Raw genomic sequence first — 15,367 nt, forward strand, 5'->3', positions numbered from 1 at the left:
CTTTAGGGATAAATTCGTTAGTATTGACCTGAAATTGATATTTAATCAGTGAAAGAATTATTCTTCTGCGTCTGATTCATCAGCATCAGCATCATCATCAGACTGGACTAATTGTTTCTCACTTTCGCTTAACTGAATCAAGTGAATGTGTTTGTAACCTAGTCTAATTTCAAATTCATCACCGGGCTTTAAACCCATAGCTTTAGTGTAGGTTGCGCCAATCACGATTTGACCATTTTGGTGTACACTCACCCGGTATGTCGGTTCACGTCCACGGCCATCTTTAGGTGCTTCTGGGCTAAGGGGAATGCCTCTAGCTGACAGTAAAGCATCATAAAAATCTGTGAGATTAACGCGAACTTGGCTATTTTTAGTAACGGTGTAGTAACCACACTGTTTTGCTCTTTCCCGACGCGGTAAAGTTGAAAGTTCTTTAACTTTCGCTAGTAGTGTTTTTCCAGTTAATGGGGCAGTTGCAGTTTCAGTCATTATGCTCTAATTGTCCTTAATCTCTTCAAACTGATAGGGTAGTCTGGCCTTAGCCATGGAAAAATTTTCTCTGAATTTAGTATTGAGCTTTTTAGCTAAAGACCAGATTTCAGAAGCAGATAGATAGAAGGGTGATGGATGAATTTCTGCTGATATGGAAGCACTAAAATAGTCTATTATAGATAACTATAATAGCAGTTTAATTCATGGCTGCCACAGACATTAATTCCAGTAATTTTACCGCGATTTTAACCATGATTGGCCATCAGAAATTAAATTATTTTCTCTTTGGGCTGCTGAGTGCGGTGTAACTTCCAGCCACCTTTACAAATCAGGTTAGTTCTACTCCAAAAAAGTTGTAGAGCCAATAAATTACAGGTTTTTCACATTTAATGCTGACTTTTACCGCTTTGGAGTTATGGGCTTACACCTAATTCTCGTTTTTAGCTGAAGACAGCATAGTATTTGTATGTGGTCTAACGAACATACACCCTTTGATTCTACCAGTAGAGACATGATTTTTCTAGTCTCTAGATTGCGAGAAAACCACAGAAGTTTTAGCCGTGCTTATGCGGTTATTGTTCCTGATTTTGTGAGTTCGTAATTTCCTATTAAATAGTAGCATGAAATAATAATAGCAAAATATTTTGGGAATTTTAAATTTATATTGCCACTAAATTTTGATCTAAATCCCTGAAGTTGAGCGGGTAAAAAGCAGTAGAGATTTTCGCTGTGGTTGATGCTGTCAAGAGGATAATCTCAGGACTTTTATAAAAGTTAATCTGATTCAGATTGGCTGGGCTTGAGAGAGTGAGTTAATGCCAGGGAATTTCTAAGGATTGGCCACAGCAGCTATCAGTGGTCAAAGACAAAAAGCGGGGGAGAAAATCCTCGCTGTTGATCACCGTTAAATTCCCAGCTCTCATAAGATTATCTACGTCTGTCTAGGGGAATAATAAATTTACCACATCTATGGGGGATTTGATAGCCACTAGCAAATATTTTCACTGGTTGTAACACTTCTATATATTTAAAGATGTAGAATTTTGATAACTAGGGCTTGACGAAATTCCTATTAAGTGTAAAGGATCAATGGTGAAGCAGTAAAGCCTATGGTTAACTTCAGCATCAAAGAAAACGATTTTTATACTTCATGCTGCATACTTCGTCCTTACCTGTGCTGATGGTTTTTGAGATATATCAGAGAAGAGAGAAAATTTGAACCCAAGATTTGGACTGATCATTATGGAAGTTATTTTTAAGATTGCTCGACAACAAGAAAATTCTCACCCTGTTTTCAAATCCTACCTTTTGCAGGTAGAACCAGGTAATACTATCCTGGATTGTCTGAATCAAATTAAGTGGGAACAAGATGGGACTCTAGCATTTCGCAAAAATTGTCGCAATACAATTTGTGGTAGTTGTGCTGTGAGGATTAATGGCCGTTCTGCTTTGGCTTGTAAGGAAAATGTAAGGGGTGAACTGGCCAGACTGGAAAAAATCTCATCATCTCACAATCAGTCTCAAACTACTCCAGAAATTACAGTAGCACCTTTGGGGAATATGCCTGTAATTAAAGATTTAGTTGTGGATATGAGCAATTTTTGGCATAATTTAGAGACCGTTGCTCCTTATGTAAGTACGGCCGGTAGACAAGTTCCTGAAAGGGAGTTTTTACAAACACCACAAGAAAGATCGCTCCTGGATCAAACGGGCAATTGTATTATGTGTGGAGCTTGTTATTCTGAATGTAATGCTGTTGAAGTCAATTCTGATTTTGTCGGTCCTCATGCTCTGGCTAAAGCATACCGCATGGTGGCAGATTCCCGTGATAGCAATACAGAACAACGATTAGAAAACTATAGCGCGGGAATTCAAGGAGTGTGGGGTTGTACTCGTTGTCTTTACTGTGATTCGGTTTGTCCCATGGAAGTTGCTCCCTTGGAGCAAATCACCAAAATTAAACAGGAAATTCTGGAGCGTAAACAGAAAAATGATAGTCGTTCAATTCGTCACCGTCAAGTTTTAGTAGACTTAGTAAAACAGGGTGGTTGGATTGATGAACGTCAATTTGGACTCCAAGTAGTTGGTAATTATTTTCGGGATCTTCAGGGATTACTTAGTATTGCACCTTTGGGGTTACGAATGCTTGTCAGGGGTAAATTTCCCCTTTCTTTTGAACCTTCCCAAGGAACTCAACAAGTGCGTTCTCTGATTGAGTCTGTACAAAATTCTGGACAAAATCAGGGTTAATTATATTCAATGATTAGTAATTTAGTCATGGGGAAGAATTTATTTTCTTCTTTCTTGACTTTTCCCTAACTTGGATCTTGACGAATATTCAATTTTCGCCCAAATCGGTCATAAACTAAAATATCCCACTGTCCATTATTACTATACTCAAAGGCAATTCTACTACCATCAGCGCTAATTGTGGGATTGCGGACTTCTCCTTGTAGATCACCTGCTAAATTCCGTAATTGACGCACATCTTGATCATAAAATACAATTTGTGTTCTTCCTTGACGACTCGCAGCAAAGACAATAAATTTACCATTTTCAGAAGCCGCAGGATGGGAAGCAATTGTATCAAAGGAATTTAATCCAGGTAAGTCTACTAAATTACGAGTTAACGTATCAAACATATACACATCTTGACTTCCTCTGCGATCGCTGGTAAATATAATATATCGGCCAGATATCTGCGGGTTTAATTCCGATGCAAAACTATTAAGACTTCTTCCCCCAGAATCAAAGGGGTAACTGAGTAACCGTGGATAGCCAAAACACCCAGTTAATAGACTTGAGCAGAAAAATAAAATAATTGATATTTTGTAATTCATTGAAGCATAAAGCAACAGAAAAAATTTTAAAAAATTTTAGTTTTAATTTTAATTTTAATTTTAGTTTTAATTTTAATTTTAGTTTTAATTTTAGTTTTAGTTTTAATTTTTAATTGAAACAGTTGTACCATTAGGAATATCTAACTCAATAGTCGGACCCCTATCAAGAACCTCAATATCCCATTGTCCACGAGTAGAAGATTCAAAGACAACATAACGGCCGTCAGGACTAATACTAGGATTTCTCACCCAACCACGAAAAGTAGGAGTGAGAATTTGTGACTGTTGGGAAGCACGATCATAAAGTGCAACTACAGGTCTACCCTGGTCACTGGTCAGATAACAAATATAGCGACCCGTATAACTGAGACTAGGACTTTCTGCAATTACTGATCCTCGATTTAACCCTGGTGTGGGAATAAAAGTTTGATTTTCCAAATCATATACCAACAACTGCTGATAACGAGAACGATTGGAGATCAAAGCCAAAAAACGTCCATTTCCACTGATAGCAGGTTGTTCCTCAGTATAGCGGCTATTGAGGGAGGTAACTCCCATAGGGATATCAGCAGCATTACAAGATACTAGTAAATTTGTAGTTCCCAAAATTAGGCTCCAATAAATTGATTTTTGGAGCCAGAAACTAGGTGTAAATGTTTTCACATTCCTGTTTTTCCGTTGTCCACCCCAAATATGGCCAATACCAAGATTTTAATTTTAATTTTAAATATCGTCATTGAAATCGGAATTATCCGGCTCATTATTTGGCTTCTTAATGGGATTGTATGGTACATATTCAGTTGGGATAGCCTCATCATCATCCTGTCTTCTTGGGGGAACGGAATCTCTAGGTGGACGACGTTTTCTTGGTCTAGGAGTGGGGGTAACATCATCTTCACGGCTGTCTGGACTTTGGGGACGATTATTACTGCTATTATTGCGACGTGGTGGTTTTCTTAACTCATCTTGAGAGTTGGAACTTCCCCAATCATCAACTGTTTTGGGAGCAGAACCCCAATTTTCATCTTCATAGCCTGGGCTGGAAGGGCTAACAGAACGCCCGGAATTAGGACGACGCTTTCTTTCGCCTGAATCTGGTTTTTCCCTATTCCGTGGGCTTTGTGAACTGCGTGATGGTGCTTCATCATAATAGTCATCACGGCTAGAACGTTCATCTCGACTACCGCGAATTCTCGGACGTGGAGGAGCCTCTTCTTCTTCATAAGGTAGGGGTTCTAAATCAGCATCCATTTCCGCTTGATAATTTCGTCGCTCTGAGTAAGAGTATTTTCTACTGACTTCTCGCTCATCATCTACAATGGGAGTATTACGTTTTGCTTGTTGTGTAGCTATACTACGTAGACGAATACTTTCGACCGCAAAAAATACCGTAGAACCGACCAAAAGCAGTTGACCGAATTGTAAAATCGGGTCAAGTCGCCATCCTTGGAAGACGAGAATAAAACCACATAATAAACCAACTGCCGCAAAAAAGATATCTTGATCTCTTGACAGTTCAGGACGAACAGAACGCAGGAAGTATAGTGCTGCTCCAGCTACAGCCAAGAAAATTCCTAGAATACTGGCTGAGTTCGCTCCAAAATTTACCTGAGCCAAAACACTGGCTGAGTTTAGCCCAAAATTAATCATGACTATTTTCCTAATATTAAATCTATGTTAACGAGTTACAGTTAGTCAGCTAAAATCTAGTTAATTTTAGATACTTGTGTGGATGAGTACACAAGCATAATCACTTCACAAGAGTTAGACTTTCTACTGTTATCCTAAGTTAAATGCTCAATAGCCCATCACTACTTTAACTAGTCACAATACTATAGAATAATTCAGGAGTCTGGGGGAAATGGGGAGAATCAGGAGGAGAAAGGAGATAATTTTTCTCCAGTCTCCAGTCCCCAGGGATTAAAAACGTTGGATTTTATCTTTTTGGCTAATGAAAATTAAACCAACAGTAGCAGGGATAACGACAATTGCAGTACCCCAAACCAGACTCCAAAGAAAATTTGCTAAAGAGGGTGTCATAGTTTTCGACCTTTTTTACACAGTTTATTCTTATTTTAATCTTGGATCACTTTCTTGAAAAGCAGATCAAGATTATTTATCTAACTTAGTATTTACTTGATTGATGATCAGTTTCAAACTCAAGTCAATAACTTTGTTTTTGGATTCTGACAAGAAAATGTCACCTTATGGTTAAAATTAAAGCAAGAATCCGTTACAAAGCTTAAAGTTTTTCAGCTTGCGCCCAAGTTTTGGATTTTATCACAGATAGTAGCTAAACAACATGACCGGTGTTAACTTGACTGCTTGGGTTCTCAGTCCATTTTTGGGAGTAATGACGTTTTTGTTTATTTTCCGCATTATTCTCACATGGTATCCCCAAGTCCATCTCAATCGTCTGCCTTTTAGTCTAATCGCTTGGCCTACTGAACCATTTTTAATCCCGTTGCGGAAGTTGATCCAACCTATTGGTGGTGTAGATATTACCCCGATTATTTGGGTGGGTATTTTTAGTTTTATCAGGGAAATTCTACTAGGTCAGCAAGGGTTACTGATCATGTTATATAAGTAATAGGGGACAGGTGATAGGTGATAGGTGACAGGTGATAGGTGCTACGCCACGGGGACAGGGGACAGGGGACAGGTGATAGGTAATAGGTGATAGGTGACAGGTGATAGGTGATAGGTGACAGGTGATAGGTGACAGGTGATAGGTGATAGGTGATAGGTGACAGGGGACAGGGGACAGGTGATAGGTAATAGGTGATAGGTGACAGGGGAGAGAAATATTCTTTTGCAACTGACCACTGACCACTGACTGAAAAAAATCGGATACAAGCCCCGTCTTTCTAGGACGGGTATGTCAATAATTAACGTAAGTTGCTAGTTAGACACAGTGTCAGAATCAGAATGTCCAAGGTTAAAGGATAAACAGGATGAAAACAGGGATTTTATCACCAATTACCAATTACCAATTACCCATTACCTATTACCAGTCTCAACTAGATAACTAGCAACTTGAGTTAATTACTGCATTTTCATGTCCTGAACAAAGCTGGTGTAAATATTACCTTGTAAAAATTGGGAGTTTTCCATGATTTTTTGGTGAAAGGGAATAGTTGTAGGAACTCCAGTAATGGCACATTCTCGCAATGCTCGTCTCATGCGGGTAATAGCGGTGGCTCTATCTGGTCCCCAGACAATTAATTTACCAATTAAAGAGTCATAATAAGGCGGAATTTGATAATCTGTGTATACATGAGAATCTATACGTACACCAGGTCCTCCGGGGGGAAGATAACCACTAATTTTACCAGGGGCTGGGCGAAAATCACGATCTGGATCTTCAGCGTTAATACGACATTCTATAGAATGTCCCCTTAAAACTACGTCTTTTTGTGTCAGTTTGAGTCTTTCCCCCTGAGCAATGCGAATTTGTTCTACTACTAAGTCTATACCAGTAATCATCTCAGTGACTGGATGCTCAACTTGTATCCGGGTGTTCATTTCCATGAAATAGAATTTACCGAATTTATCAAGGAGAAACTCGATAGTTCCAGCACCAGTGTAATGGATAAATTGGGCGGCTTTGACGGCGGCCTTTCCCATTTTTTGCCGTAAGTCGGGGTCAAGAGCCGGACTGGGGGCTTCTTCTAGGAGTTTTTGGTTGCGACGCTGAATTGAACAATCCCTTTCTCCTAAATGGATCACATTACCATAGTTATCCGCTAATATCTGAAATTCAATGTGACGAGGACGTTCAATAAATTTTTCTATATAAACGCCTGAATTACCAAAGGCTGCTCCTGCTTCTCCTTGAGCAGCTAAGAATAGTCTAACAAATTCATCCTCAGAGCGGACAAGCCGCATTCCTCTACCACCACCACCAGCAGTGGCTTTAATCATTACAGGATAACCAATTTTTTTGGCGATCGCTAGTCCTTCCGCTTCTGACTCCACTAACCCTTCACTACCGGGAACTGTAAGTACACCAGCTTTTTGCATAGTTTCTTTAGCGGTAGACTTATCCCCCATTAGTCGAATCGCTTCGGGACTAGGACCAATAAAAGCAATATGATGATCCGCACAAATTTCTGCAAATTTGGCATTTTCCGATAAAAAACCATATCCGGGATGAATAGCACTGGTGTTACGCGTTAATGCAGCCGCAATAATATTGGGAATATTCAAATAACTTTTACTGCTGGCCGGTTCACCAATACAAACCGCTTCGTCTGCAAGTTGGACGTGGAGAGCGTTTGTGTCAACAGTGGAATGAACCGCAACTGTAGCAATTCCCATTTCTTCACAAGCCCGGAGAATGCGAAGGGCGATTTCTCCTCGATTGGCAATTAATATTTTGTCAAATTTCATTTTCTAGTTAGGATATCAGTACGAGTAGATTCACATTTTCTCCCATCCTGTTAACATAAGGCTATTGCATTACTATAAATCGTGACGAGAGATCCCCAAACATAATTCTTAGCAGACTATTGGATGATGTGGCCTCCTGACTAAACCTTTTAATATCACCTTTGCTGTCACCATATTTCTGTCAGTCTCACACCCATTCAAAAAATATTTGCCAAATTTTGGGAAAATATTGTATTTGAGCATTTTTTATGTTATAGTCTAATCTGTGTTGAAATCCTGCGGATGTGGCGGAATTGGTATACGCGCACGCTTGAGGTGCGTGTGGGCATAGCCCTTGCGAGTTCGAGTCTCGCCATCCGCATTCTTACATACATTTTTTACATATAAGTTACCCGCTCCTAATGTTGTAAACATAATCCTAGGGGCGGTTTTTCAACTATTACAGCGATTTTTCCCTAGCTAGGCTGTACTGAATTCAATTTACTTTATTTGTATAATTATAGCAAGCAGGATGCCCGCACCACAATATTTAGCCATATTATGGCCATATTAGGATTCTACAATTTAGCTGCATAACAGCTTAAACCACATTTTTTATCTCGCGCAGCGGCGCACAGAAAAATGAAAATTGCTATATTATGTAGATAAATGAACTTTTGTAAAGAAAATTGACTACTACTTGTAATCCCATACATAACTTAATCCTCCCTAACCCTTGGTATTCTCTAACTCCCATTTGGACCGGTGGGGAGGAGGTTGTTAAACGAGGTTTACCTCACACCCAGTTAGCTCCAGCGTGGCAATTACTGCTTTTAGGCGATGGTTCTCCGACTCGACACGTACAACTGCTGACCGGTGAGCCAACGGAGGTAGATGTGATTGATATGTCACCCATTGGTATGAGTACAGACCAGGCACCAGCTATGATGCAAATGCTACCAGGTCCAAGAATTAGAAGACAGGTATGGGTGCGAACCGCTTCCGGTCAACGTTTATACTATGCTGCTTCTTGGTGGGAAGCTAGTCATGTAGATGAATATTTACAAAACAAGTCTCTACCAATTTGGGCAAGTTTAGCGCGGTTACGGACTGAATTATATAGAGATGTACAAGGTATTTATTTTGGTAACTCAGAAGCATTAGAGACAGGTTTTCAGGAAAAAGGACCTTTTTGGGGTCGTCATTATTTATTTTGGCATCATGGACAACCGCTAACTTTGATTTATGAAGTTTTTTCGCCTTTTTTAACCAAATACTTAGGTCCGATGAATTTTGAAAGTTAATAATGTATTTCTTCCAGAGTAATTACACTAATCTTTAGGGAAGATAAATTTTTCACCCATATTAAAACACCAGGATTAGGCTGGGGTCGCACTAATTCGCTAATAATGTTCCTATCACATAAAAAAGTCATTGCGGATATTAAAAAAAGAAATTAGGACGGTCTTGACGAGAAGGAATTTCTAAAGAATAATCTTCTTCAATACAGATTTGCTGAAGTTCGTTAAAAGCATCAGCTAAAGTTTTTATTTGTTGATCTTGTACCAAATTTTCTTGACGATAATCTAGAGAAATTTGAGATTGTTCTAAAAAATGTTCAGTTTCTTGCAGTGAAGGAAATTTTAGTAATTCTTGAATTTGTGTTGAATCATGAAACTCTTGTGGTGCGGGCATCTTCCCCGCTAGATATGTACCTCATAACACCGGCAAGTGCTGTATGTTTCGCGCAAAGTGGCAAAGTGGCAAAAGAGCAAAGACGCAAAGAAGAAAGTAACTGTGAGAATAATAGAAAATTATCAAAATCTCATCATTCAATTACAATTAAACATCCTGTTAATCCTTAAATCCTGTACTTCGACTTCGCTCAGTAACCATATATCCTGATTCTGACAAAAATACTATTGTTGTAATTCCCTAATTCTATTCAAAGCATTTTGGTAATCTTCATTTTCACCTTGTTGTTGATATAATTTCGCAAATCTCCTATTTCATACTTATCCGCAGCCTGAACTAAGAGATCATCAGCTTTTTGTTGTGTCGTCTTTGGTGGTTCAGAGAAACTTTGAGATAGAATACCACCGGAATTTATTCCCTTTACAGTCACACTAGAGCTATTGATCTGATCAAAATCAATTCTACCATCTTGAGTACGGACAAAAGTAATAGGTATACCTTTACTCTTACCACAGTAAAAGGTCTGACCCTTAGCGTGGCTGGGTTGGTTGGTAGTCGCAATGGTTGTGAATGCTGTCAGGGAGGCAAGGGTGACGGTTTGCGTCAACCCTATCCACCATTGACTAAATAACCTTTATTTCATAACTTTAGGTAATTTGTGCAATATTAATTTATTAATTTAATAAAACTCAATACTTTTGCTCTCCTAAATTATATCTAAATGTAAACAAGTTTAGTCAGGTTATGAACCAAGTTGTATTTAAAATTGCTTAATCGTGTGATTCTTTAGTCAGGGTTTAGCACTGCTAAACCCCTACACACCTGGGTTTTTATCTAAATATTTGGGTTGGGAGCGGTCAGATGAATTATCCAGGTTAATCAACGGTTAATCTTGCCAATAACTAATCCCCAAAACCAGATAGGATCAAGGTAAGCGCAATTAATTTTTCAAGTATCCACTGGAGAGAATTGTTTATGAATCTGGTTGTACTCCAGAACTGGCTAGATAACGCCTCTTTTGCTGTCTTATTCTGTACTATGTTAGTGTACTGGGTGGGAGCGGCTTTTCCGAGTTTATCGCTGACAGCGGCTTTGGGGACAGCCGGAATGGCCATTGCTAATTTGTGTATGGCTACTTTGTTGGGAGCTAGATGGATAGAAGCTGGCTATTTTCCCCTCAGTAATCTCTATGAGTCTCTATTTTTCCTGACTTGGGGAATTACCGCTGTACATCTCATTGCTGAAAATAGTAGTCGTAGTCGCTTGGTTGGTGTTGTCACTGCACCAGTAGCTATGGGAATTACAGCTTTTGCTACTCTGACTCTACCAGCAAATATGCAGGTTTCAGAGCCTTTAGTCCCAGCTTTGAAATCCAATTGGCTGATGATGCACGTTAGTGTTATGATGTTAAGCTACTCTGCTTTAATGGTAGGGGCATTGTTAGCGATCGCTTTTTTAATTGTCACTGGCGGCAAAAATATCCAATTACAAGGTAGTTCTGTTGGTAATGGCGGTTATCGCAGTAATGGTTATAAATTAATCAAAGCAGATGAGTTAGAGTTAATTACATCTACAAACACTGCGGAAACTAATGGCTTTTCACCCATGGAAAGTAATAACAACGGAAATGGCACAGCAGTTTTAAATTTAGTGACAACTACTTCTACTAAAACTACTGAAAATCTTTCACCTCAACGCCTGAATTTAGCCGAAACCCTGGATAACATTAGTTACCGCATTATTGGCTTAGGATTTCCCCTCTTAACTATCGGTATTATCGCTGGTGGAGTTTGGGCTAACGAAGCCTGGGGTTCTTACTGGAGTTGGGACCCCAAAGAAACTTGGGCGCTAATTACCTGGTTAGTTTTCGCGGCCTATCTGCATTCTAGAATCACTCGCGGTTGGCAAGGTAAAAAACCCGCAATTTTAGCCGCTGCTGGTTTTATCGTGGTTTGGATTTGTTACCTGGGTGTAAATCTTTTGGGTAAGGGTTTACACTCCTACGGTTGGTTTTTGTAATCATCTTACCCCATAACCCCCTTAACTCTTGGGTTGAGGGGGATGTATATTATATTATCTCTTAGCCATCATTTTATATCCTACCCCTATGCTCCCTAACTTGACACAATTTGCCATCTCAATTTTGTTTATGTTTTTTGTACTTTCCACACGATACCTAGTTGTGTCCTCATTTCTCTATTGGTTACTTTGGGTGCGTCGTCCAAAGTCTTGGGAGGGTCGTCGTCTTCATGACTTGGACGGACGTAAAAGTAAAATCAACAGCGAAATCAAATGGTCACTTTTATCTTGTCTGATTTTTGCTGTACCTGGTGCTTTAATGATGACTCTGATTGTCTCAGGATATACGAAAGTTTATTTTAATCCGCTGGAATATAGTTTATTATATTTACCTTTGAGTTTGTTTATTTATTTATTTCTTCACGATACTTATTTTTACTGGACCCACCGCTGGTTACACATTCCCAGTATATATCGTCGTTATCATCAAATACATCACGAATCTATTAATCCTACACCCTGGACATCTTTTTCTTTTGATCCCTTTGAGAGTGTTATTCAAGCAATTATTATTCCTATTCTGGTTTTTATCATTCCCATTCACATTAGTATGGTACTTTTATTATTAACCTTAATGACCATATTTGCTGTTGTCAATCATACTGGTTATGAAGTTTATCCCCGTTCTTGGATGAGTGGTTTTTGGGGTAAAAATTGGATTACACCAACCCACCATACACTCCATCATCATAAGTTTAATTGTAATTATGGTCTTTACTTTCGCTTTTGGGATAAATTGATGAATACTGATGTGATGATAGTTACTAAAAAACAGCAGTTCCCGATCTTATGAAGTACAGATATTAATAATAAAACTCTTGTGGTGCGGGCATACTTCGACCAATCTCAGTACAAGTCTTGCCCGCACAAAGTGTACCTCACTCAAAGCTACTTGCTGTATAATCAAACATTTCTAGCAAAGCACAGGCGCTTACACCTGACTGAGCTAACTACAAATCCGCGCCCGGTGTGCTTTTGTGTGAGATAAAAAATGTGGTTTATTTACGAGAAAATTACCGTATAATCGCTAGTAGCGTGACATGGCCATATACTTTTAAAACAACCTTTAAGCAATGCTTCCACAACTCAGCTTTTCTTACCAACGTAGCCAACCACTAATCACGTTATGATAGTAGATAGTCTGCTTGTAAATTATGATTGAGTGAATTATTCTCCCCCTGTTAATGACATTGACCTTGGGTCAATTTTCCCCTTTGAATTAGATCAATTCCAGAAGGAAGCGATTTCTTCCCTAAATGCTGACCGTTCAGTAGTGGTCTGTGCGCCCACAGGCTCAGGAAAGACCTTAATTGGGGAATATGCTATCTATCGTGCCTTATCTCGCGGGAAACGGGTATTTTACACCACTCCCCTCAAAGCCTTATCTAATCAAAAACTGCGGGACTTCCGCGAAAAGTTTGGCTTTGATCAAGTTGGACTCCTGACGGGAGACGCTTCCATTCATCGAGATGCGCCAATTTTGGTTATGACTACGGAGATTTTCCGTAATATGCTCTATGGCACGCCCATAGGTCAAATTGGCATCTCCTTGACAGATGTTGAGGCTGTAGTCCTAGATGAGTGCCACTACATGAACGATCGCCAACGGGGTACAGTATGGGAAGAATCCATTATTTACTGTCCCCGCTCTATCCAACTTGTAGCGCTTTCTGCTACCGTTGCCAACAGTGATCAACTCACCAGTTGGTTAAATCACGTTCATGGTCCGACAGACTTAATTTACTCCGATTTTCGCCCTGTTCCCCTAGAATTTAACTTTTGTAATCCCAAGGGCTTATTTCCGTTATTAAATGAAACTAATAGCAAAATTAACCCCCGCTTGGTAAAACGGGCTAAAAAGGGATATTGGGAAAAAGGCAAAGCTGGAAGACCAGAGCCACCGAGTATTATTTATACCCTCAGCCAACTACAAGAACGGGATATGCTACCGGCAATTTACTTTATTTTCAGTCGTCGAGGCTGTGATAAAGCGGTGGAGGAAGTTGGTGATTTATGGTTAGTGAATAATGATGAGTCTCAAATTCTACGTAAACAAATTGATGAATTTTTACGTAAAAACCCTGACGCAGCCAGGACTGGACAAGTTGCCCCATTATACCGAGGAATTGCCGCTCATCATGCGGGTATTTTACCAGCTTGGAAGGGATTAGTTGAAGAACTCTTTCAACAGGGATTAATTAAAGTAGTGTTCGCTACGGAAACCTTGGCAGCGGGAATTAATATGCCTGCACGAACTACAGTAATTTCTACCTTATCTAAACGCACTGATAACGGACATCGCTTACTCAATGCTTCAGAATTTTTGCAAATGGCAGGCCGCGCTGGTCGTCGAGGCATGGATCTACAAGGTTATGTAGTGACATTGCAAACGCCCTTTGAAGGAGCTAAGGAAGCATCTTATTTAGCCACAGCTAAAGCTGATCCCCTTGTAAGTCAGTTTACACCCAGCTACGGCATGGTATTGAATCTCTTGCAAACTCATACCATAGAAAAAGCCAGAGAACTGATAGAACGCAGTTTTGGACAATATATGTCTAATTTGCATCTACAACCAGATTTTGAAGAATTAGCGCAATTTAAAGCCGAATTAGGGCAAATTCAACGACAACTGGCAGCTATTGATGAAAATGAATTAATGGTGTATGAAAAATTGCGTCAAAGATTGAAAGTAGAACGGCAAATTTTCAAAACCTTGCAAGAACAAGCACAGGAGGACAGAAAAGCCCAATTGGCAATGATGCTAGATTTTGCCATATCTGGGACTATGTTGAGTCTTCAAGACAGAAGTGCCATGTCACCTTTACCGATAACAGTAGTATTAATTGATAAGGCTGTGAGTGCTGGTGAAATCTCTTACTTTGTCTGCTTGGGACAAAATAATCGTTGGTATGTAGCAACTTCGGCAGATATATTAGATATGTATGCAGAAATGCCACGAGTAGAAGTACCAGATGATATTATCCCACCCTCAGAATTGAGCTTAAAAAGAGGACACTCTATACGTGGTGATGAAAGCACAATTGCTCTTGCTCAAAGCATCCCTAACCCTGAAGAATTTAATCATCTACCAACAGAAGTAAGAGAACAACTTATCCGCTTAACCGCTATTCAAGAACAGTTAGAAAATCACCCCATCTATAAATCAGGAAATATTGCCAAAATATTTAAAAATAGAGCGCGTTGTGTCGAATTAGAAGCAGAAATCGAACATTTAGAAGAACAAGTATCATTACAATCCCAAAGATACTGGGAGGAATTTCTTTGTTTAATTGAAATTTTGCAGTCATTTGAATGTTTAGATAATTTAATACCGACAAAATTAGGAGAGATTGCGGCAGCCATTCGTGGCGAAAATGAGTTATGGTTAGGTTTAGTCTTGGCCAGTGGGGAATTAGATAATATTGGTCCCCATAACCTAGCAGCAGTAGTAGCGGCTTTAGTGACTGAAAGCCCCCGTCCAGATACTAAAGTTGACTTTAGTTTATCCACGGAAGCGGATACAGCCTGGTTAGCATTACAACCTATTCGCCGTTCTGTGTTAAAAGTACAGTATCGTCATGGTGTGGCTTTACCAGTAGGCTTGGAAACTCGCTTTATTAGCTTGATTTCTCTAGTGGAACAGTGGGCGCTAGGGGTAGAGTGGAAGGTATTATGTGAGAAAACCACTTTAGACGAAGGGGACGTAGTGCGAATTTTGCGCCGAACCCTGGATTTATTATCCCAGATTCCTCATGTGCCTAATTTACCAGATGTATTGCGGCGTAATGCTCAAAGAGCTATGCAGTTAATTGATAGATTCCCTGTGAATGAAGCAATGGAGTAAATCAGACCATACTTAAATTAAACCATAATTAAACCATTGTGGGACA

Annotated in this window: 14 protein-coding genes and 1 tRNA gene; 7 read left to right on the forward strand and 8 right to left on the reverse strand. The window is 39.5% G+C overall.

Features of this window, described 5'->3' with window-relative positions:
* Positions 1–57: 57 nt before the first annotated feature.
* Positions 58–489, reverse strand: a complete 432-nt coding sequence (locus H6F39_RS13055) for an AbrB family transcriptional regulator (protein WP_137908640.1) — start codon at positions 487–489, stop codon at positions 58–60.
* Positions 490–1,734: 1,245 nt separating this feature from the next.
* On the opposite strand from H6F39_RS13055, the gene H6F39_RS13060 reads away from it, so the two are divergent.
* The gene (locus tag H6F39_RS13060) at positions 1,735–2,742 is read left to right on the forward strand and encodes a succinate dehydrogenase/fumarate reductase iron-sulfur subunit (RefSeq protein WP_137908641.1); all 1,008 of its coding nucleotides are present in this window, start codon (positions 1,735–1,737) and stop codon (positions 2,740–2,742) included.
* A gap of 65 nt (positions 2,743–2,807) precedes the next feature.
* Here H6F39_RS13060 and H6F39_RS13065 read toward each other — a convergent pair whose 3' ends face one another.
* The 4 genes from H6F39_RS13065 to psbX all read right to left on the reverse strand — a co-directional run bounded on the left by H6F39_RS13065 (position 2,808) and on the right by psbX (position 5,372).
* Positions 2,808–3,332, reverse strand: a complete 525-nt coding sequence (locus tag H6F39_RS13065; RefSeq protein ID WP_190396827.1) for a PD40 domain-containing protein — start codon at positions 3,330–3,332, stop codon at positions 2,808–2,810.
* Positions 3,333–3,434: 102 nt separating this feature from the next.
* On the reverse strand, positions 3,435–3,995 hold the full coding sequence (locus H6F39_RS13070; protein ID WP_137908643.1) for a TolB family protein: 561 nt from the start codon (positions 3,993–3,995) through the stop codon (positions 3,435–3,437).
* Positions 3,996–4,055: 60 nt separating this feature from the next.
* Positions 4,056–4,982 (reverse strand): Ycf66 family protein, encoded by a 927-nt coding sequence (locus tag H6F39_RS13075; RefSeq protein WP_137908644.1) that lies wholly within the window; start codon positions 4,980–4,982, stop codon positions 4,056–4,058.
* Positions 4,983–5,252: 270 nt separating this feature from the next.
* Positions 5,253–5,372, reverse strand: coding sequence for a photosystem II reaction center X protein (psbX, locus tag H6F39_RS13080; protein ID WP_028083398.1), 120 nt, complete (start codon positions 5,370–5,372; stop codon positions 5,253–5,255).
* 262 nt (positions 5,373–5,634) lie between these two features.
* Between psbX and H6F39_RS13085 the strand changes: the two genes are divergently transcribed.
* Positions 5,635–5,922, forward strand: coding sequence for a YggT family protein (locus H6F39_RS13085; RefSeq protein ID WP_137908645.1), 288 nt, complete (start codon positions 5,635–5,637; stop codon positions 5,920–5,922).
* 455 nt (positions 5,923–6,377) lie between these two features.
* Here H6F39_RS13085 and accC read toward each other — a convergent pair whose 3' ends face one another.
* The gene (gene accC / locus H6F39_RS13090; RefSeq protein WP_190396828.1) at positions 6,378–7,724 is read right to left on the reverse strand and encodes an acetyl-CoA carboxylase biotin carboxylase subunit; all 1,347 of its coding nucleotides are present in this window, start codon (positions 7,722–7,724) and stop codon (positions 6,378–6,380) included.
* A gap of 278 nt (positions 7,725–8,002) precedes the next feature.
* On the opposite strand from accC, the gene H6F39_RS13095 reads away from it, so the two are divergent.
* Positions 8,003–8,085 (forward strand) — tRNA-Leu (locus H6F39_RS13095).
* A gap of 307 nt (positions 8,086–8,392) precedes the next feature.
* Entirely contained in the window at positions 8,393–9,007 is a 615-nt protein-coding gene (locus tag H6F39_RS13100) for a chorismate lyase (RefSeq protein ID WP_137908647.1), read from the forward strand.
* A 139-nt stretch (positions 9,008–9,146) separates the two neighbouring features.
* Here the strand turns inward: H6F39_RS13100 and H6F39_RS13105 are convergent, their stop codons facing one another.
* On the reverse strand, positions 9,147–9,398 hold the full coding sequence (locus H6F39_RS13105; protein WP_228036518.1) for a prevent-host-death protein: 252 nt from the start codon (positions 9,396–9,398) through the stop codon (positions 9,147–9,149).
* A gap of 250 nt (positions 9,399–9,648) precedes the next feature.
* A complete protein-coding gene (locus tag H6F39_RS13110) occupies positions 9,649–10,005 on the reverse strand; it encodes a hypothetical protein (protein WP_190396829.1) in 357 nt (118 codons plus the stop codon).
* Between the two features lie 368 nt (positions 10,006–10,373).
* On the opposite strand from H6F39_RS13110, the gene ccsB reads away from it, so the two are divergent.
* The 3 genes from ccsB to H6F39_RS13125 all read left to right on the forward strand — a co-directional run bounded on the left by ccsB (position 10,374) and on the right by H6F39_RS13125 (position 15,321).
* Positions 10,374–11,417, forward strand: a complete 1,044-nt coding sequence (gene ccsB, locus H6F39_RS13115) for a c-type cytochrome biogenesis protein CcsB (protein WP_190396830.1) — start codon at positions 10,374–10,376, stop codon at positions 11,415–11,417.
* A 163-nt stretch (positions 11,418–11,580) separates the two neighbouring features.
* Positions 11,581–12,270, forward strand: a complete 690-nt coding sequence (locus H6F39_RS13120) for a sterol desaturase family protein (protein ID WP_370539391.1) — start codon at positions 11,581–11,583, stop codon at positions 12,268–12,270.
* 369 nt (positions 12,271–12,639) lie between these two features.
* On the forward strand, positions 12,640–15,321 hold the full coding sequence (locus H6F39_RS13125; RefSeq protein WP_190372409.1) for a DEAD/DEAH box helicase: 2,682 nt from the start codon (positions 12,640–12,642) through the stop codon (positions 15,319–15,321).
* The last annotated feature ends 46 nt before the right edge of the window (positions 15,322–15,367 follow it).

It is taken from the genome of Dolichospermum sp. FACHB-1250, from assembly GCF_014696335.1.
Classification (GTDB): domain Bacteria; phylum Cyanobacteriota; class Cyanobacteriia; order Cyanobacteriales; family Nostocaceae; genus Dolichospermum; species Dolichospermum planctonicum.